The organism is Frigoribacterium sp. AC512 (genome assembly GCF_979258295.1).
Window position 1 is genome coordinate 2,733,478 of record NZ_OZ409850.1, and the last position, 18,538, is coordinate 2,752,015.

General features: G+C 70.1%; 12 protein-coding genes. 5 read left to right on the top strand and 7 right to left on the bottom strand.

What is annotated here, in order from left to right; genetic code table 11:
* Positions 1–204 precede the first annotated feature (204 nt).
* The 3 genes from ACZZ97_RS12625 to ACZZ97_RS12635 all read right to left on the bottom strand — a co-directional run bounded on the left by ACZZ97_RS12625 (position 205) and on the right by ACZZ97_RS12635 (position 5,049).
* Positions 205–1,437 (bottom strand): type II secretion system F family protein, encoded by a 1,233-nt coding sequence (locus ACZZ97_RS12625; RefSeq protein ID WP_314102572.1) that lies wholly within the window; start codon positions 1,435–1,437, stop codon positions 205–207.
* Entirely contained in the window at positions 1,437–3,293 is a 1,857-nt protein-coding gene (locus ACZZ97_RS12630) for a type IV pilus twitching motility protein PilT (RefSeq protein ID WP_463473365.1), read from the bottom strand. The genes ACZZ97_RS12625 and ACZZ97_RS12630 overlap by 1 nt, the downstream gene beginning before the upstream one ends.
* An 82-nt stretch (positions 3,294–3,375) precedes the next feature.
* Positions 3,376–5,049: a GspE/PulE family protein gene (locus tag ACZZ97_RS12635; protein WP_314102059.1), complete on the bottom strand. Its 1,674-nt coding sequence runs from the start codon at positions 5,047–5,049 to the stop codon at positions 3,376–3,378.
* Positions 5,050–5,415: 366 nt separating this feature from the next.
* On the opposite strand from ACZZ97_RS12635, the gene ACZZ97_RS12640 reads away from it, so the two are divergent.
* From ACZZ97_RS12640 to ACZZ97_RS12655, 4 genes are all read left to right on the top strand, one after another.
* Positions 5,416–6,162 (top strand): cytidine/deoxycytidylate deaminase family protein, encoded by a 747-nt coding sequence (locus ACZZ97_RS12640; protein ID WP_463473366.1) that lies wholly within the window; start codon positions 5,416–5,418, stop codon positions 6,160–6,162.
* Positions 6,162–6,776 carry a GTP-binding protein gene (locus ACZZ97_RS12645; protein ID WP_314102061.1) on the top strand — a complete coding sequence of 205 codons (615 nt, stop codon included), beginning with the start codon at positions 6,162–6,164 and terminating at the stop codon, positions 6,774–6,776. Before ACZZ97_RS12640 ends, ACZZ97_RS12645 begins: the two co-directional genes overlap by 1 nt.
* Positions 6,773–7,273: a roadblock/LC7 domain-containing protein gene (locus tag ACZZ97_RS12650; protein WP_314102062.1), complete on the top strand. Its 501-nt coding sequence runs from the start codon at positions 6,773–6,775 to the stop codon at positions 7,271–7,273. The genes ACZZ97_RS12645 and ACZZ97_RS12650 overlap by 4 nt, the downstream gene beginning before the upstream one ends.
* Before the next feature lie 179 nt (positions 7,274–7,452).
* Positions 7,453–7,812: a hypothetical protein gene (locus tag ACZZ97_RS12655; protein WP_192169980.1), complete on the top strand. Its 360-nt coding sequence runs from the start codon at positions 7,453–7,455 to the stop codon at positions 7,810–7,812.
* 135 nt (positions 7,813–7,947) lie between these two features.
* Here ACZZ97_RS12655 and ACZZ97_RS12660 read toward each other — a convergent pair whose 3' ends face one another.
* The gene (locus ACZZ97_RS12660; RefSeq protein WP_123547665.1) at positions 7,948–8,487 is read right to left on the bottom strand and encodes a GNAT family N-acetyltransferase; all 540 of its coding nucleotides are present in this window, start codon (positions 8,485–8,487) and stop codon (positions 7,948–7,950) included.
* Positions 8,488–8,654: 167 nt separating this feature from the next.
* Here ACZZ97_RS12660 and map point away from each other — a divergent pair, with 167 nt between their 5' ends.
* Positions 8,655–9,425: a type I methionyl aminopeptidase gene (gene map / locus ACZZ97_RS12665; protein WP_314102063.1), complete on the top strand. Its 771-nt coding sequence runs from the start codon at positions 8,655–8,657 to the stop codon at positions 9,423–9,425.
* A 112-nt stretch (positions 9,426–9,537) separates the two neighbouring features.
* Here map and ACZZ97_RS12670 read toward each other — a convergent pair whose 3' ends face one another.
* From ACZZ97_RS12670 to rpoB, 3 genes are all read right to left on the bottom strand, one after another.
* Complete coding sequence (locus ACZZ97_RS12670) at positions 9,538–10,668, bottom strand: GNAT family N-acetyltransferase (RefSeq protein WP_463473367.1); 1,131 nt, start codon at positions 10,666–10,668, stop codon at positions 9,538–9,540.
* Positions 10,669–10,868: 200 nt separating this feature from the next.
* Complete coding sequence (locus tag ACZZ97_RS12675) at positions 10,869–14,750, bottom strand: DNA-directed RNA polymerase subunit beta' (RefSeq protein ID WP_133738215.1); 3,882 nt, start codon at positions 14,748–14,750, stop codon at positions 10,869–10,871.
* Between the two features lie 49 nt (positions 14,751–14,799).
* Positions 14,800–18,291 carry a DNA-directed RNA polymerase subunit beta gene (rpoB, locus tag ACZZ97_RS12680; protein WP_123547660.1) on the bottom strand — a complete coding sequence of 1,164 codons (3,492 nt, stop codon included), beginning with the start codon at positions 18,289–18,291 and terminating at the stop codon, positions 14,800–14,802.
* Positions 18,292–18,538: the final 247 nt, after the last annotated feature.

The window sequence follows — 18,538 nt, forward strand, 5'->3', positions numbered from 1 at the left end:
CCCAGCCCCCGAGACCCGCGAGAATCCCGCAGACGGGGGGTTTATGCCGGCGACACGGCCCCAGTCCGGGTCACCCCCGAACGGGCAGAACCCCTGTTCAGGGGTCAGCTGCTATCCGACACCCGTCGCGCACGACGAAGGGCCCGACCGGTGGTCGGGCCCTTCGGGCACAGCGAGGAAGGACGGCTCAGAGCCGCCCTGCGACTACTTGATCAGCGACGTGATCTGGAAGATCGGCAGGTACAGCGCGACGATCATGCCGCCGACGACGACGCCGAGGAACGCGATCAGCAGCGGCTCGATCAGGGCCGTGAGCGACTCCGTGGTCGACTTCACCTCCTGGTCGTAGAAGTCCGCCACCTTCTCGAGCATCGTCTCGAGCGAGCCGGCGTCCTCGCCGACCGAGATCATCTGCGTGACCATCGGCGGGAAGACCCCGGAGGCGGTCAGGGGGGCGGCGATGGACTCGCCCTGCCGCACCGACTCCGCGACCTCGACCAGCGCCTCCTCGAGCACGTAGTTGCCCGAGACCTCCCCGACGATGCGCAGGGCGGTGAGGATGGGGACGCCAGCGCCGATCATGTTGGAGAAGTTGCGCGAGAAGCGCGCGATCGCGATCTTGCGGAGCAGCTCGCCGAACACCGGCAGCTTGAGCTTCAGCGGATCGAGCTTCGAGCGCACCTTGACGGAGTTCTTGTTGGTCTTCCACCAGATCGAGCCGCCGATGCCGCCGACGATCAGGATCGGCAGCACGATCGGCATGGCCTGCGAGGCGTAGACCAGCATCATCGTGGGCAGCGGCAGCTGGCCGCCGAGGTTCGTGAACATGTCCTGGAAGATCGGGACGATGAACGTCAGCATGATGACCACCGCGAGCAGGGACATCACGAGCACGACGACCGGGTAGGTCATCGCCGACTTGATCGTGGACCGCAGCGCCACCTCCTTCTCGAAGTTGTCGGCAGTCGACTCGAGCGCCTTGTCGAGGAACCCGCCGACCTCGCCGGCCCGGATCATGTTGATCATCAGGGGCGGGAAGTGCTTGTCGTGCTTGCCGACCGCGTCGGAGAACGAGACGCCGGTCTCGACGTCGTCGCGCACCTCCTGCATGACCTTCTGCAGCGTCTTGTTGTCGACCTGGTCGGCGAGGATCGTGAGTGTGCGCAGCAGCGACAGGCCGGACGCGATCATGGTCGCCATCTGGCGCGACATGACCGCGATCTCCTTCATCTTGACGCCGCCGCCGCCGAGGCCGCCGAGCGAGATCTCGCGCTGCAGGCCGGTGCCGTCGCTCGCCGCGGCGATCGAGATGGGCTGCACGCCCATGGTGCGCAGGCGGGTGACGACGGCGCCCTCGCTGGACGCGTCGACCTTGCCCTTGACGACCTTGCCGGCCGAGTCGCGGCCCTTGTAGGCGTACGCGGTGCTGGTGGCCATCAGTTGCTCCCGATCGAGAAGGCGTCGCCGAAGTCGATGCCGGCGTCGAGGCCGACCGTCTCGGACTTGTTGATCACACGGGTGACGAGGCGGTCGAAGCCCTCGGCGTCGTGCACCTTCTCCATCGCCGCCTTGTGCGTGACGGTGCCGGTGTTGACGAGGTCGGCCAGCTTCTGGTCCATCGTGTGCATGCCGAGGTCCCGCCCCGCCTGCATCGACGACGAGATCTGGTACGTCTTGCCCTCGCGCACGAGGTTGCCGATGGCCGGCGTCATCATCATGATCTCGGTCGCGACGACACGGCCCTTGCCGCCCGCCTTCGGCAGCAGCGTCTGGCACACCACGCCCTGCAGCGTCGACGCGAGCTGGGTGCGCACCTGGTCCTGCTGGTGCGGCGGGAAGACGTCGATCACACGGTCGATCGTCTGCGCGGCGCTCTGTGTGTGCAGGGTGGCGAACACGAGGTGGCCGGTCTCGGCGGCGGTCAGCGCGACCGAGATGGTCTCGAGGTCGCGGAGCTCGCCGATGAGGATGACGTCGGGGTCCTGGCGCAGCACGTGCTTCAGCGCGTTCGCGAAGCTGTGCGTGTCGTGGCCGACCTCGCGCTGGTTGACGATCGCCTTCTTGTGCTGGTGCATGAACTCGATCGGGTCCTCGACCGTCACGATGTGGTCGGCGCGCGTGCGGTTGACCAGGTCGATGAGGGCGGCGAGGGTCGTCGACTTGCCCGAGCCGGTGGGGCCCGTGACGAGCACGAGGCCGCGGGGCAGCTTCGCGAAGCGGCTGACGACCTCGGGCACGCCCAGGTCGGCGAGCTGCTTGATCTCGGTCGGGATGAGGCGGAAGGCCGCTCCCATCACGCCGCGCTGCTGGTAGAAGTTCACGCGGAAGCGCGACTCGTCCGACAGCGAGTAGGCGAAGTCGAGCTCGAGCCGCTCGTCGAACTGCTCCTTCATCGCCGGGGTCAGCAGGCTCGTCAGCGCGGTCGAGACCGTCGGGGCGTCCCAGGGGTCGCCACCGGCGAGCGCCGGCTGCAGACCGCCGTCGACGCGGAGGGTCGGGGCGGCGTCGACCGTGACGTGCAGGTCGGAGGCGCCCTGCAGCACGACCTCGCAGAGCGCCGAGATCAGGGCAGGGTGCGCGACCGTGCGGGCGTGCTCGTGCAGCTCGATGCCGGGTCGGGACTCGACCTGGGCGGCGGGGGGCGCCTCCTCGGCGGCGTGCTGGGCGCTGGACGGCGCGAACGACGGCACGCGCAGCAGGCCGCCGTCGCCGAGCTGGGGCGAGACGGGCGCCGGGGCGGCGGAGTGCGACGGGACGGCCGAGTGCGACGGAGCGACCCCGGGCACGACCGGAGAGGTCGGCGCGGCCGACGACACGTCGGGCAGCGAGGGAGCCGAGGAGGCGGCGGCTGCGTCGTCGAGGGCGGTCTCGGCGGCGAGGTACGCCGGCATGAACGCCTGCGGCGCCGCCGCCGAGCCGACCTCGCCCACGGCGGGGCTCGCCGGGGCGACCTGCGCGGCGGCGGTGTCGAAGTCGTCGAAGCGGGGGTCGCTCCACGGGGTGCGCGCGGGCAGGCCGCCGCCCTCGAGGGCGCTCGCGAGCCGCGCGGCGCGACGGCTGGTGGGTGCGGGGGTGGGGCTCCAGCCGAGCACCGCCTCCCCGCCGGCGTCGTCCATCGTGTAGACCGGGCCGCGGTCGGCCTCGTCGATGTGCGGCGCCAGCGTCGGCGGCGCCTTGGGCAGCTCCCACTCGGTCGCGGGGGTGTGGGTGCTCAGGTCGTTGCCGGGCGTGCCCGGGGTCCAGCCGTCGGCCGGGTCGACCTGGTCGGGGATCTCGAAGACGTTGTCGCTCATGCGGGCGTTCCCTCGGGTGCGGTGCGGCGGGCGGTGCGGACGGGTGCGGTGCGGGTCGTGCGGATGCGGGCGGCGGGGGCGCTCACGCGACGACCCGCAGGATCTCTTCGACGCTGGTCAGGCCGAGCTTCGCCTTGGCCCAGCCGTCGTGGCGGAGGCTGACCATGCCCTGCTCGGTGGCGACCCGGGCGATCTCGGCGCTCGACGCACGCGAGACGGCGAGGCGCTCGATCTCCTCGGAGACGCTCATCACCTCGTGCAGGGCGATGCGGCCGCGGTAGCCGGTGTTGGAGCACTGCGCGCAGCCGACGGGCTGGTAGACGAGCGGCGCGGGCTCGTCGAGGCGCACCGGGAACCGCAGGTGCTCGAGCTGGCGGGGCGTGTACGAGGTCGGCGTCTTGCAGCGGTCGCAGAGGCGACGCGCGAGTCGCTGGGCGACGACGCAGTCGATCGCGCTGCCGACGAGGAACGGCTCGATGCCCATCTCGGTGAGGCGGGTGATCGCGCTGGGGGCGTCGTTCGTGTGCAGGGTGCTGAGCACGAGGTGGCCGGTCAGCGACGCCTCGATGGCGATCTGCGCGGTCTCGTGGTCGCGGATCTCGCCGAGCAGGACGACGTCGGGGTCGGACCGCAGGATGCTCCGCAGCGCCCCGGCGAAGGTGAGGCCCGCCTTGGGGTTCACCTGCACCTGGTTGATGCCGTCCATCCGGTACTCGACCGGGTCCTCGACGGTGATGACGTTGATCTCGGGACGCGCGACCGCGTTGAGGGTCGTGTACAGCGTCGTCGACTTGCCCGAGCCGGTGGGGCCGGTGACGAGGATCATGCCGTAGGGCTTCGAGTACGACGCGGCGTAGACGTCGAAGTTGCGCTCGAGCAGGTTGAGGTCGCGGAGGCTCATCGACGTGTTCGAGTTGTCGAGGATCCGCATGACGACCTTCTCGCCCCACACGGTCGGCAGGGTCGCGACGCGCAGGTCGATCTGGCGGCCGCCGTGGCGGACCGACATGCGGCCGTCCTGCGGGCGTCGACGCTCGGCGATGTCGATCTCGCTCATGATCTTGAGGCGCGAGATCACGCCGTTCTGGATGGCCTTGGGGGCCGGCTGCATCTCGTGCAGCACCCCGTCGATGCGGTAGCGGATGCGCACGTCGTGCTCGGCCGGCTCGATGTGGATGTCGGAGGCGTGGTCGGTGATGGCCTGGCTGACGAGCAGGTTGACGAAGCGCACGATGGGCACGTCGTCGTCGGGGCCGGAGGAGGCGATGTCGGCCTGGGCGGCCTCGACCGCGCTGGTCTCCTCCTCGAGCGTCGAGGTGAGGTCGTTGAGCTCGTCGTCGGCACGGAGGTAGCGGTCGAGCGCGGCCTGCAGGTCGGCGCGGTCGGCGAGCACCGGCTCGACGCCGATGCGGAGCGCGGCGCGCACGTCGTCGATCGCGAACACGTCGCCCGGGTCGGCCATCGCGAGCAGGAGGAGGCCGTCGCGCACCGCGATCGGCAGCACGCTGTGCCGGCGACAGACGGCGGCGGGCACCATCGTCACGGCGGCGCGGTCGACGGGGTAGTCGACGAGCTCGACGAAGTCGACGCCGTTGGCCTGGGCCCGGGCGCGGGCGACCTGCGCGGGGGTCACGGTGCCGGACTCGAGCAGCTCCCTGATGGACGCCTCCTCGTCGGCGCCCCGGCGCCCCACGCGGTCGAGGTGCTCCATGGGCAGCAGCCCGTGCAGGATCAGGATCTCGGTCATCGAAGCCACGGGTGCATCTCCTCGGTACGCGCGCCCGGCATGTCGGGGTCCTGGCGGCAGGTCCTCGGGAGTCGTCCCGAGCAGTCGCCACGCTACGGCGGGGCCGCCTCGCCGACACGTCCCAGTGAGGGTGCCCCCCGTCTGCGTCACAGCCCTCCGCGGCGGGCTGCGCACCGGCTCTCCCCACAGGGCCAAGGAGGCGCGGCGACCGCCCACAAAGGGGGTCGCCGACGCCCAGAACAGGGGGTGGCACGCCGCCGGACGCGACTGGTCTAGTGGACGACGGCGATCCTGGGCCCGACGACACGTGTGGCCCAGTTCACGGATGACGACCGCCGAACCCCCTAGGAGCCACGCACGATGCACGGTCACGAGATGACGTTCGAGCCTGCCCGGACCGCGCCAGCGGACCCGCAGGCCCCCCACACGGGCAGCGCCCCCGGCCCCGAGACGACGGGCATCACCGTGCCGTCGTTCGGCTGGACCGGCGTGGCCATCGCCCTCCACCGCCTCCAGCAGCAGCCGACCGCGTCGATCGTGGTCGTCCGCCAGGCCGACCACCTGCCCCTCGTCGTCGACGTGGAGACGAACGCCTACTGGTGGGACACCCCCCTGACGGCGTTCCCCGCCGAGCCCGTCGACATCGACGTGGTCGTCGAGGCCAAGGACCCCGCCGTCGAGGCGTCCCGCCCGCCCGGCACCGACCTCGACGCGCTGCTCTGGCTGATCGGGAACAACTCGTTCCTCGGCGAGCTCGCCTGGTGGCTGCAGCGCGACGACCGCTACAAGCTGGTGCGCTGGCCCAACTTCACGATGCTGACGCACACCCCGGAGCAGATGCGGATGACCGCGATGCTCGGCTACACGTTCCTCCCGGTCGGCGAGCTGGCCAACGCGAGCGAGTCGGACCCGGCCGAGGCCCGGCGCCTCGTCAACGCGTTCAGCCTGATGCGCCTGCTGCGCGCCGAGTCGCCCGAGCCGGCCGCGGTCGCCGCCGGCGGCTCCTCGTCGTCGTCGGCGTCCTCTGCCTCGTCGTCCTCCGGCCCCGACCACGTCCGGGTCGCCCCGCAGCCCCGCCGCGGCGGCCTGTTCAGCCGTCTGCGCGACCGGCTCGGCCTCTGATGGCCGAGCACGTCATCCTCTTCGGCGGCCCGATGGGCGCCGGCAAGACGACCGCGATCGAGACGCTCAGCGAGACCGAGGTCGTCCGCACCGAGGCCGCGAACACCGACCGGGCCACCGCCGACAAGGACACCACGACGGTCGCCCTCGACTACGGCGAGATCACCCTCGGCGAGACCGACAAGGTGCGCCTCTACGGCATCCCCGGCCAGCAGCGGTTCGACTTCATGTGGACGATCCTCAAGGAGCGCGCCAAGGGCATGGTGCTGCTCGTCAACAACGACGCCGCCGACCCGGTGGGCGAGATGCTGACGTTCCTCGACGAGTTCCGCGACCTCTACGACCGCGGCGGCGTCGTCGTCGCGGCGACGCGCTCCGACGTCTCGGCCACCCCGACGGTGGCCGACTACTCGGCGGCGCTGACCGAGCGCCGCCCCGACCTGGTCGTGCCGGTGTTCACGGTCGACCCCCGACAGGAAGACCAGATGCGCACCGTCCTCATGACGCTCGTCGCCAACATCGAGATGCGCGAGATGTTCGCTGCACCGGCTGCTGCCGCTGCTGCCTCCGCCGCGCCCCTCGCCGCCCAGCCCGCCGTGGCGGTGGCCGAATGAGCCTCGCGCCCCACCTCGACCCCGTCGTCGTCGACCTCGGCCGTCAGGCCCTCCTCGCCATGGGCGAGGTGAGCCGCTCGCTCGTCTACGGCTCGTTCCTCACCGACGACGGCTTCGAGGTCGTCCACGTGCCTGACGGCAAGGTCGACGCGAACCGCTTCGCCAGCATGGCCAGCTCGATCCAGGCGCTCAGCGAGGCCGTCGCCCGGGAGGTGCGGATCGGCTCGAGCGAGTACGTCATCATCGCGTCCCAGAAGGGCCACGTCATCCAGCTGCGCGTCCCCGGGCACCCCGTCGTGCTCGGCGCGCTGTTCGACGACGACGAGACGCTCGGCAAGGCCCTCTCGGTCGCGCGCCGCTGCGCCCAGCAGCTGGCCGCCTCCTTGGCCGACCGCCCGGCCGTGCAGCCCGACGCGGCCGCCCACGAGCCGGACGCCGCCGTCGAGCACGGCGACGCACCCGTGCACGCCGACGCCCACGGCGTCCCGGTGCTCTGACCCTGGCCAGGCACGCAGCCCTGCCCCTCCGACCGCTCCGGCCGCACCTCCGCGGCCGGCTGCCGAGCGGTGCCCGCCCGACGCCGGCACCGCTGCCCGCACCACCCCTGACCCGACCAGGTCAGGGCCGGACAGCTCACACCCGAACTGCCCTGACCCGAACAGGAAGCACAGACACCATGGCGAACATCTCCGAGTCCCTCGAGACCCTCCTCACCGTCGACGGCGCGATGGCGGCCGCCGTCGTCGACAGCGCCTCCGGCATGCTGCTCGGCGGCGCCGGCAGCGGCATCGACCTGGAGCTGGCCGCGGCCGGCAACACCGAGGTCGTCCGCGCCAAGCTCAAGACGGCGAAGTCGCTCGGCCTCGCCGACTCGATCGAGGACATCCTCATCACCCTGTCGAGCCAGATCCACATCATCCGGCCCCTCGCCAGCAACCGCGAGGTCTTCATCTACTTCGTGCTCGACCGCTCGAAGGCGAACCTCGCCCTCGCTCGCATGAAGTCCAAGGAGGTCGAGGGCCAGCTGGCCTTCTGACCCACGCCGCGGCTCCCTGCGCCGCAGCACCCCGACGGGGCGTCGACCACTGAGGTCGGCGCCCCGTCGTCGTGCGCCGGTGCGGGCCGGTGCGGGGCGGTGCGGTGCGGGCGGGTGCGGGCGGGTGCGGGCCGCTCAGTCGAGGAGGCGCTGGTACAGCACGTGCTCGCGCCACTCCCCCGCGATGCGGAGGTAGCCCGGCGCCGTGCCGTACTGCTCGAAGCCCGAGGCGGCGAGCACGGCACGCGACCCCGCGTTGTGCGGCAGGGCGCTCGCCTCGAGGCGGTGCAGGCGGAGGGCGGTCGCCGCGAGGTCGACCACGACCGCCAGCGCCGCCTTCGCCAGGCCCTGCCCCGTCCGCTCCCGGTCGACCCAGTAGCCGACGGCCGCCTTCTGCAGGGGCCCGCGCACGATCTGGTTGAGCGCGATCGTGCCGACCACGCGGTCGCCCTCCATCAGGTGGAACGGCTGCTGCTCGCCGGCGGCGGCCGACGCGATGCGCGCCGTGAGCATCGCACGCTGGCCGGCGGGCTCGAAGAACGACGGCGCACGCTCCGGGTCCCACGGCGCGAGGTGCTCGCGGTTGCGCCGGTGCGCCTCGGCGAGGGCGGCGGCGTCGCCGACCCGCGCCTCCCGCAGGAGGACGGTGTCGGTGAGGGCCTGCTCGAACTGCACTCCCCGACCCTAGGCCGCGCCCGTGCCGGACGCCGAGGACGGTGACGCGGGCGTCGTGGGACGCCGACGGCGGGGGCCCACGCCCACGACGTCCCTCGTCGCCGACGCCGTAGCATTGACAGGTCAGTTGCCCCGCCGCCAGCCGGCAGACCCGAGGAGACGCCCCCGTGATCGAGATCTTCAGCCCCGCCGAGCTGGGCCGTGCCCGCGACTCCGGCGCGCTGGTCGGGCACATCCTGCACACGGTCTCGCAGCGCGTCGTGGTCGGCACGAACCTGCTCGAGATCGACGAGTGGACGCGCGAGATGATCCTCGAGGCCGGTGCCGAGTCCTGCTACGTCGACTACGCGCCGTCGTTCGGCCGCGGGCCGTTCGGGCACTGGATCTGCACGGCGGTCAACGACGCCGTGCTGCACGGCCTGCCCCACGACTACGCCCTGCGCGACGGCGACCTGCTCACGCTCGACCTCGCGGTCGTGCTGAACGGCATCGCGGCCGACTCCGCCCTGAGCTTCGTCGTCGGCACCTCGCGCCCCGCGGGCAGCACCGAGCTGATCGAGACGACCGAGCGCGCCCTGGCCGCCGCGATCGCCGCCGCCGTGCCCGGCGCGAAGATGGGCGACGTCTCGTACGCCATCGGCTCGGTGCTGACCGGGGCGGGCTACCCCGTGAACGTCCAGTTCGGCGGTCACGGCATCGGCTCGACCATGCACCAGGACCCGCACGTCGCCAACATCGGCCGCCCCGGCCGCGGCTACAAGCTGCGTCCCGGGCTGCTGCTCGCCCTCGAGCCGTGGGTCATGGCCGACACCGACGAGCTGGTCACCGACGACGACGGCTGGACCCTCCGCAGCGCGACCGGCTGCCTCACGGCGCACAGCGAGCACACGGTCGCCATCACCGAGGACGGCGCGGAGATCCTGACCGTCCGCGGCTAGCGCGTCCTGGCGGGCCGCTCGTCGAGTTGCCGGTTCGCGGGGGCGTGGGGCGCGCAGATGCCCGCGAAGCGGCAACTCGAGTCGTCGGGCACGCGTGCGGCGCGCGGGGGCGTCAGTACTCGCGGAGGTACGCGGCGCGACGGCCCGCGACCGTGAAGCCAGCACGCTCGTAGAGCCCGACGGCGCCCGTGGGGCTCGTCGAGTCGACGTCGAGCACGCAGAGCTCGAAGCCCTCGTCGGCCTGCCGGGCGAGGGCCGTCGCGAGCAGCGACTGCGCGAGGTGCCGGCCGCGCCAGGCCCGCCGGACGCCCACGTAGTCGACGTGCGCGCTGCGGCCGCCGTGGGCCGGCCACTGCTCGGGCTCGACGGTGGTGAGCACGAAGGCGACCACCTTTTCCTCGCCGTCGTCGCCCCCGGCGACCGCCACGAACGACAGGTCGGGGCGGAACGTCGCCGCGCCGACGAGCATGCGCCACACCTCGGGCGTGCTCGCCTGGCTGCCCCAGTGGTCGACGAAGGCCTCGTTGCGGGCCAGCCGGGTCGCCTCCTCACGGTGCGTCGAGTACTGCTCGAGCCGCACCGCGGGGTCGAGGGGCACGGCCTCGACCGAGCGGGTCAGGTCACGGCTGAGCGTGCTCCACCACCGGGCGGGGCCGAAGCCCTGGCGCTCCAGCAGGGCCGCGTGGCTCTCCGCCTCCTGCTCGACGCCCGCCGCCAGCACCGCGGGCAGGACGTCGTCCGCACCGGAGAGGTGCTGCTCGCCGCGCAGCCGTTGCCACTCGACGAGGTCGTGCCCGAGGCCCGTCCCGCGCCGACGCGGGTCGACACCGCCGTCGACGGACACGCGCACGACCGACTCGCGGACGGGCCAGAGGAAGCTGAGGCCCCAGGCCACCAGCTGGCCGTCCCCCTCGTCGGCCACGAGGGAGTCGCGCTCGAGGTCGATGCCGGGCATCTCGAGCAGCTGGCGCATCGACGACAGCGACGTCACGTGCAGCGGGTGGTCGGCCGACGCCACGCGCCCGTCGAGCGCGTGCAGCGCCCCGAGGTCGGCGAGGGTCGCCGGGCGCCAGCGCAGGCCGTCGCGGTCACGAGGGAGGGGCGCGTCCGGCCTCGGGACCCGGGCGCTGACGGGAAGGTCGACCGCGTCGAGCCGGACCCCCGCCGCGGCCTCGCCCCGAGCGACCGTGGGCTCGGCGGGCTCGGCGGACGGAGACGACTGTGCGGAGTGCTCGGTGCTCATCGCTCCATACTGCCCGGTCTCAGGAGCCGCTCAGGTCACGGGACCTCGCGCGAGCCTGCGAGAGCGACCCGCGCCTCCCCCAGGTCGCCCGGGAACGACGACGGGCCCCGTCCCTCGCGTGGTGCGAGGGCCGGGGCCCGTCGTGGTGCCTGTCGGCTCCGCAGGTCGTCAGACCCGCGGCGCCGTCATGGCGATCCCGATCAGTTGTAGGTGCCGGGCGTGAAGTCGTCCGACGAGAACGAGTCGAAGTCCACGAAGCTGAGGTCAGCCTCGGTGAACGACGCATCGTCCGTGAACACGCGGTTGGGGTACCGCTCGGCCTTCGCTTCTTCCGTCGCCTCGACCGAGACGTCGCGGTAGCGCGACAGCCCTGTTCCGGCGGGGATCAGCTTTCCGATGATCACGTTCTCCTTCAGACCGACCAGGGGGTCGCTCTTGCCCTCCATCGCAGCCTGCGTGAGCACACGGGTCGTCTCCTGGAAGGAGGCGGCCGACAGCCACGACTCGGTCGCGAGCGAGGCCTTGGTGATGCCCATGACCTCCTGGCGGGCGGACGCGGTCCGCTTGCCCTCGGTCAGCGCCGCACGGTTGATCTCGTTGTACTTCGACCGGTCGACGAGCTCACCGGGGAGGAGGTCGGTGTCGGCGTGGTCGACGACGGTGACCTTGCGGAGCATCTGACGGACGATGACCTCGATGTGCTTGTCGTGGATCGGCACGCCCTGCGAACGGTAGACGTCCTGGACGCCCCCGACGAGGTGCTGCTGCACCGCACGGACGCCCTTGACTCGCAGGACCTCCTTCGGGTCGACCGCACCGGCGATGATCTGCGCGCCGAGCTCGACGTGCTGACCGTCCTCGACGAGGAGGGTCGAGCGCTTGAGCACGGGGTAGATGACCGGCTCGTCGCCGTTGTCGAGGTTGAGGATGACCCGTCGGGCCTTGTCCGTGTCCTCGATCGTGATGCGACCAGCACCGTCGGCGATCGGGGACGCACCCTTGGGGGTACGCGCCTCGAACAGCTCCGTCACGCGGGGAAGACCCTGTGTGATGTCGTCGGCCGAGGCCGAACCACCGGTGTGGAAGGTGCGCATCGTCAGCTGCGTGCCGGGCTCGCCGATCGACTGGGCCGCGATGATGCCGACGGCCTCGCCGATGTCGACCAGGTTGCCGGTGGCCAGCGATCGGCCGTAGCACTGTGCGCAGACGCCGACCGCGGCTTCGCAGGTGAGCACGGAACGGACCTTGATGGTCTCGACCCCTGCCGCCACGAGCTCGTCGATCAGCACGTCTCCGACATCAGCGCCGGCCTCGGCCAGCACGGTGCCCTTCGCGTCGACGGCCGCGGCCGCCAGCGAACGGGCGAACACGGTGTTCTCGACGGTCGCGTCGCGCACCATGACGCCGTCGGCGTCGGGCGCGGCGATCGGCATCTCGAGGCCGCGCGAGGTGCCGCAGTCGTCCTCACGGATGATGACGTCCTGCGAGACGTCGACGAGTCGACGGGTCAGGTACCCCGAGTCGGCCGTACGGAGGGCCGTGTCGGCCAGTCCCTTGCGGGCACCGTGCGTCGCGATGAAGTACTCGGCCACCGACAGGCCCTCGCGGTACGACGAGATGATCGGGCGGGGGATGATGTCGCCCTTCGGGTTGTTCACGAGGCCTCGCATGCCGGCGATGTTGCGCACCTGCAGCCAGTTCCCTCGGGCACCCGAGGTGACCATGCGGTTGATCGTGTTGTCGACCGGGAAGTTCGCCCGCATCTCGGCGGCGACCTCGTTCGTGGCCTCCGTCCAGATCTTGATCAGGTCCGCACGACGCTCGGCGTCGCTGATGAGGCCCTTGTCGAACTCGGACTGGACCGCTGCGGCCTGCTTCTCGTAGCCCGCCACGATCTCCGGCTTGCGCGGAGGCGTGAGGACGTCGGAGAGGGCGACCGTGACACCGGAGCGCGAGGCCCAGTAGAAGCCCGCGTCCTTGATGTTGTCCAGGGCAGCCGCGACGGCGACCTTGGGGTAGCGCTCGGCGAGGTCGTTGACGATCGTCGAGAGCATGCCCTTGTCGGTCACCTGCTGCACGAACGGGTAGTCCGCCGGCAGGTTCTCGTTGAAGAGCGCGCGACCGAGGGTCGTGTCGAGCAGGATGTCCTGTCCGACCTCGTAGCCCTCGGGAGCCTCGCCCTCGGCGAAGTGCACGCCGTTCATGCGGATCTTGGCCATCGCGTTCAGGTCGAGCGTGCCCTGGTCCTTGGCGAGGATCGCCTCGGACACGGACGAGAAGGCACGGCCCTCGCCGACTGCGCCCTCGGTGACCGTCGTCAGGTAGTGCAGGCCGATGATCATGTCCTGTGCGGGCAGGGTCACCGGTCGGCCGTCGGACGGCTTCAGGATGTTGTTCGACGCGAGCATCAGGATGCGCGCCTCGGCCTGGGCCTCGACGGACAGCGGCAGGTGCACGGCCATCTGGTCGCCGTCGAAGTCGGCGTTGAACGCCGCGCAGACGAGCGGGTGCAGCTGGATGGCCTTGCCCTCGACCAGCTGGGGCTCGAAGGCCTGGATGCCGAGACGGTGCAGCGTGGGCGCGCGGTTCAGCAGCACGGGGCGCTCGCGGATGATCTCCTCGAGGACGTCCCACACCTGCGGGCGCGAACGCTCGACCATGCGCTTGGCGCTCTTGATGTTCTGAGCGTGCGACAGGTCGATCAGGCGCTTGATCACGAACGGCTTGAACAGCTCGAGCGCCATCTGCTTGGGCAGACCGCACTGGTGCAGCTTGAGCGTCGGGCCGACGATGATGACCGAACGGCCGGAGTAGTCGACGCGCTTGCCGAGCAGGTTCTGGCGGAACCGACCCTGCTTTCCCTTGAGCATGTCGCTCAGGGACTTCAGGGCGCGGTTGCCGGTGCCCGTGACGGGACGGCCGCGGCGACCGTTGTCGAAGAGCGCGTCCACCGCCTCCTGCAGCATCCGCTTCTCGTTGTTGACGATGATCTCGGGGGCACCGAGGTCGAGCAGTCGACGGAGGCGGTTGTTGCGGTTGATGACGCGACGGTAGAGGTCGTTCAGGTCGGACGTCGCGAAGCGGCCACCGTCGAGCTGCACCATCGGGCGCAGCTCGGGCGGGATCACCGGCACGACGTCGAGCACCATCGCGGCGGGCGAGTTGCCCGTGGCGAGGAAGGAGCTGACGACGCGCAGGCGCTTGATCGCGCGGATCTTCTTCTGGCCCTTGCCCTCCGAGATCTGCAGGTGCAGGTTCTCGGCCTCGGTGGTCAGGTCGAAGCCCTCGAGGCGCTTCTTGATGGCCTCGGCGCCCATGTGGGCCTCGAAGTACATGCCGAAGCGGTCCTGGAGCTCGTGGAAGACGGCGTCCTCGGGCTTGAGGTCGCCCACCTTGAGCGTGCGGAAGTCCTCCCACACGCGCTCGAGGCGGTTGATGTCCTCGTCGAAGGCCTTGCGGGTCTGGCCCATCTCCTTCTCGGCGACGTCCTTCGCACGACGCTTCTGGTCGCTCTTCGCACCCTCTTCTTCAAGCGCGGCGAGGTCGACCTCGAGCTTCTGCAGACGGTCGGCGATGCGCGTGTCGCGCTGCGTCTCGAGCTGCTTGATCTCGAGGCGGAGCTCGTTCTCGAGACCGGGCATGTCGGCGTGACGGCCCTCGTCGTCGATCGAGATCACCATGTAGGCGGCGAAGTAGATGACCTTCTCGAGGTCCTTCGGCGCCATGTCGAGCAGGTAGCCGAGGCGCGACGGGACGCCCTTGAAGTACCAGATGTGCGTGACGGGAGCGGCGAGCTCGATGTGGCCCATGCGCTCACGGCGCACCGACGACTTCGTGACCTCGACGCCGCAGCGCTCGCAGACGATGCCCTTGAAGCGGACGCGCTTGTACTTGCCGCACGCGCACTCCCAGTCACGCGACGGCCCGAAGATCTGCTCTCCGAAGAGGCCGTCCTTCTCGGGCTTCAGCGTGCGGTAGTTGATGGTCTCCGGCTTCTTGACCTCACCGTGCGACCAGGCACGGATGTTCTCGGCCGTGGCGAGGCCGATCCGCAGCTCATCGAAAGTTGTTGCTTCGATCAAAATTCAGTCCCTTGTCAGATGTATCGACGTGTCGTTGTGGGAAGGGGGCTTAGATCTCGTCGACGTTCGACGACTCGAAGCGGGAGGAAATGTTGATGCCGAGCTCTTCCGCAGCACGGAAGACCTCGTCGTCCGTGTCGCGCAGGCTGACCGTCTGGCCGTCGGCCGAGAGGACCTCGACGTTCAGGCACAGCGACTGCATCTCCTTGATGAGGACCTTGAAGCTCTCGGGGATGCCGGGCTCCTGGATGTTCTCGCCCTTGACGATCGCCTCGTAGACCTTGACGCGGCCGAGGATGTCGTCGGACTTGATCGTCAGGAGCTCCTGCAGCGCGTACGCGGCGCCGTAGGCCTCGAGGGCCCACACCTCCATCTCCCCGAAGCGCTGTCCGCCGAACTGGGCCTTACCGCCCAGGGGCTGCTGCGTGATCATCGAGTAGGGGCCCGTCGAACGAGCGTGGATCTTGTCGTCGACGAGGTGGTGCAGCTTCAGGATGTACATGTAGCCGACCGAGATCGGGTTCGGGAAGGGTTCTCCCGAGCGACCGTCGAACAGCATCGTCTTGCCCGAGGAGCCGATCAGGCGGTCGCCGTCACGCGTGGGCAGCGTCGAGTCGAGGAGGCCCTCGATCTCGCGCTCGGCGGCGCCGTCGAACACCGGGGTGGCGACCTTCGTGCCGGGAGCCGCGCTGAGCGCCTCCGGCGGGAGGTTCTTGGCCCACTCCTGGATGCCCTCGACGTTCCAGCCCTGCGCCGCGATCCACCCGAGGTGGATCTCGAGCACCTGGCCGAAGTTCATGCGACCGGGGACGCCCAGCGGGTTCAGGATGATGTCGACCGGCGTGCCGTCCGCGAGGAACGGCATGTCCTCGACGGGGAGGATCGTCGAGATGACGCCCTTGTTGCCGTGACGGCCGGCGAGCTTGTCGCCCGCGGTGATCTTGCGTCGCTGCGCGATGAACACCACGACGCGCTGGTTGACGCCCGAGCCGAGCTCGTCGTCGCCGTCCTGCGAGTCGAAGACCTTGACGCCGATGACGGTTCCCTGCTCGCCGTGGGGCACCTTCAGGGACGTGTCGCGGACCTCACGGCTCTTCTCGTTGAAGATGGCGCGCAGGAGGCGCTCCTCGGCCGACAGCTCGGTCTCGCCCTTGGGCGTGACCTTGCCGACGAGGATGTCGCCGGGACGGACCTCGGCACCGATGCGGATGATGCCGCGGTCGTCGAGGTCGGCCAGCAGGTCGGGGCTGACGTTGGGGAGGTCACGGGTGATCTCCTCCTTGCCGAGCTTCGTGTCGCGGGCGTCGACCTCGTACTCCTCGATGTGGATCGAGGAGAGCGTGTCGTCCTTCACGAGGTTCTGCGACAGGATCATCGCGTCCTCGTAGTTGTAGCCCTCCCACGGCATGAACGCGACGAGCAGGTTCTTGCCGAGCGCGAGCTCGCCGTTCTCGGTCGCAGGGCCGTCGGCGATGACCTCGCCGACCTCGATGCGCTGACCGGCGTCGACGATCACGCGGTGGTTGTAGCTGGCGCCCTGGTTCGAGCGGTCGAACTTGCGCAGGTAGTAGTCCTGCGTGCCGCCCTCGTCCAGCTGGACGGTGACGACGTCGGCCGAGACCTCGGTGACGACACCTGCGGCGTCGGCGGTGACGACGTCGCCGGCGTCGATGGCCGTGTAGCCCTCCATGCCGGTGCCGACCAGGGGGCTCTCGCTGCGGACCAGCGGGACGGCCTGACGCTGCATGTTGGCGCCCATGAGGGCGCGGTTGGCGTCGTCGTGCTCGAGGAACGGGATGAGCGAGGTCGCGACCGACACCATCTGGCGCGGCGAGACGTCCATGTAGTCGACCTCGTCCTTCGCGACGAGCTCCACCTCGCCGCCCTTCTTGCGGACCAGCACCTTGTCGTCGACGAAGTTGAAGTCGTCGTCGAGCGGGGCGTTGGCCTGGGCGACGACGAACTCGTCCTCTTCAGAGGCGGTGAGGTAGTCGATCGTGGTGCTGACGTTGCCGCCGTTGACACGACGGTAGGGCGTCTCGATGAAGCCGAACGAGTTGATGCGGGCGAACGACGCGAGCGAGCCGATCAGGCCGATGTTCGGGCCTTCCGGGGTCTCGATCGGGCACATGCGGCCGTAGTGCGACGGGTGGACGTCGCGGACCTCGACGCCGGCGCGCTCGCGGCTCAGGCCACCGGGGCCGAGCGCGCTGAGGCGACGCTTGTGCGTCAGGCCCGACAGCGGGTTGTTCTGGTCCATGAACTGCGAGAGCTGCGACGTGCCGAAGAACTCCTTGATCGCGGCGACGACGGGGCGCACGTTGATCAGGGTCTGCGGGGTGATCGCCTCGATGTCCTGCGTGGTCATGCGCTCGCGGACGACGCGCTCCATGCGGGACAGGCCGGTGCGGACCTGGTTCTGGATCAGCTCGCCGACCGCGCGGATGCGACGGTTGCCGAAGTGGTCGATGTCGTCGACGTCGAGGCGCAGCTCGACGGACTCGCCGTCGCGGGTGCCGTCGATCGTCTTCTGCTCAGCGTGCAGCGAGACCAGGTACTTGATAGTCGCGACGATGTCGTCGACGGTCAGGACCGAGTCGCCGAGGGGCGCGTCGATGCCGAGCTTGCGGTTGATCTTGTAGCGACCCACCTTCGCCAGGTCGTAGCGCTTCGGGTTGAAGTAGAAGTTGTCGAGGAGCGCACGCGCGGCCTCGGCGGCGACCTGCTCGCCGGGACGGAGCTTGCGGTAGATGTCCTTGAGGGCCTCCTCTTTCGTGAGGATGGCGTCCTTCTCGAGGGTGGCCTCGATGGACGCGAAGCCCTGGAACTTCTCCGTGATCTCTTCGCTGGTCAGGCCGAGGGCCTTGAGGAAGACGGTGACGCTCTGCTTGCGCTTGCGGTCGATGCGGACGCCGACCTGGTCGCGCTTGTCGATCTCGAACTCGAGCCAGGCACCGCGGCTGGGGATGACGCGAGCCGAGTAGATGTCCTTGTCGGACGTCTTGTCGGAGGCGCGCTCGAAGTAGACGCCGGGGCTGCGGACCAGCTGCGACACGACGACGCGCTCGGTGCCGTTGATGATGAACGTGCCGCGCTCGGTCATGAGGGGGAAGTCGCCCATGAAGACCGTCTGGGTCTTGATCTCACCGGTGAGGTGGTTCATGAACTCGGCGTTGACGTAGAGGGGGGCGGCGTAGGTCTTGCCGCGCTCCTTGCACTCGTCGATGGAGTACTTCGGGTCCTCGAGCTCGGGAGCCGTGAAGCTGAGCTGCATGGTCTCGCCGAGGTCCTCGATCGGGGAGATCTCCTCGAAGATCTCCTCCAGGCCGGAGTGCAGCGCGAGGTCGGTGCGACCCTGCTCGGTCGCCTCGGCGAGGCGGGTCTTCCAGATGTCGTTGCCGACGAGCCAGTCGAAGCTCTCGGTCTGCAGCGCCAGGAGGTCGGGGACCGTGAGCGTGTCGGTGATCTTGGCGAACGAGAGGCGCGAGGCGCCACGGCCGTTCTTGGGCGAGTTGGTGGATGCGGTGTTCGCAGCAGCCAAGGAAGTTACCTCCGTGGACCCCGTCGGGTCATCACTGTCGGACAGTATGAGTGGGTGGTGAACGGCCCTCCCGGGAACCGTCGGCCGCGCGGCAGGGTCGCTGGACCGTGCCGGAGGCCGAGACCGAGGACGCCCCCGCCGCGATATTCGGGGGACTGTCTCGGATGTGCGTCGTCGACCGAGATATGACGACGGGACGCACGAGGGAGCGCAAAGGTCAATACTATGCAGCCCGGACACGCCTGGC

Coding starts and splice junctions, on each gene's coding strand:
- ACZZ97_RS12625 (WP_314102572.1), bottom strand. CDS start 1,437: ATGGCCACCAGCACCGCGTACGCCTACAAGGGCCGCGACTCGGCCGGC.
- ACZZ97_RS12640 (WP_463473366.1), top strand. CDS start 5,416: ATGACGTTCGAGCCTGCCCGGACCGCGCCAGCGGACCCGCAGGCCCCC.
- ACZZ97_RS12630 (WP_463473365.1), bottom strand. CDS start 3,293: ATGAGCGACAACGTCTTCGAGATCCCCGACCAGGTCGACCCGGCCGAC.
- ACZZ97_RS12650 (WP_314102062.1), top strand. CDS start 6,773: ATGAGCCTCGCGCCCCACCTCGACCCCGTCGTCGTCGACCTCGGCCGT.
- ACZZ97_RS12645 (WP_314102061.1), top strand. CDS start 6,162: ATGGCCGAGCACGTCATCCTCTTCGGCGGCCCGATGGGCGCCGGCAAG.
- ACZZ97_RS12655 (WP_192169980.1), top strand. CDS start 7,453: ATGGCGAACATCTCCGAGTCCCTCGAGACCCTCCTCACCGTCGACGGC.
- ACZZ97_RS12670 (WP_463473367.1), bottom strand. CDS start 10,668: ATGAGCACCGAGCACTCCGCACAGTCGTCTCCGTCCGCCGAGCCCGCC.